We start from the raw sequence: 624 nt of genomic DNA, 5'->3' as shown, positions 1-624 counted from the left end.
CAGATACCAACTGGCCGCGCCGATGACGCCCAGTTGCCCGTGCTCGACCAGCTTCACGGGGATGCGCTGCAGCGCCTTGGTCATGGGCCCCTTGTTGAGGAAGCGTTCGACGAAGGTGCTGCCGATGAGGAACTGGCCGAGCTTGGGCAGGATGCCGCCGGCCAGGTAGATGCCGCCCTGCACGCCGTAGAGCAGGGCCATGTCGCCGATGGTGGAACCGAGGATTCCGCAGAACAGCTGCAGTGTTTCGACCGCGAGCGGGTCGCTGGCGTCGCAGGCGGCGGCGCTGACGGCATCGGGGGTGGCGTGGACGGGCGCGGTGCCGCGCACGGCGCACAGGGCGTTGTAGAGGTTGAGCAGGCCGGGGCCGGACAGCGCGCCATGTTCGATGGAGACATGGCTGCGGTTGCGCAGCATCTGCTGCAGCACGGCCATTTCCAGYTCGGTGCTGGCGGCCAGCGAGGCCTGTCCGGCTTCGGTGGCGAGCACGACGGAGCGGTCGCCGACGGGAATCCAGACGGCGGCGCCCAGGCCGGTGCCGGGCCCGACGATGAGGGTGGGGCCGCGCGGCGCTTCGGCCGGGCCGGTGAGCTGGAGGACCTGGCTGCCGTCGATGTGGGCGGC

General features: G+C 70.8%; 1 protein-coding gene. It reads right to left on the bottom strand.

All coding sequences use genetic code 11. The features are described from left to right. On the bottom strand, positions 1-624 hold a 624-nt coding region (locus AC1DGW_RS16830; RefSeq protein ID WP_478025197.1), incomplete at both ends, for a glucokinase.

The sequence above is a fragment of the Stenotrophomonas sp. 05N423 genome (genome assembly GCF_056397145.1).
Note: the sequence above shows the minus strand (reverse complement) of the source record. Positions and strands in the feature narration are given on the sequence as shown.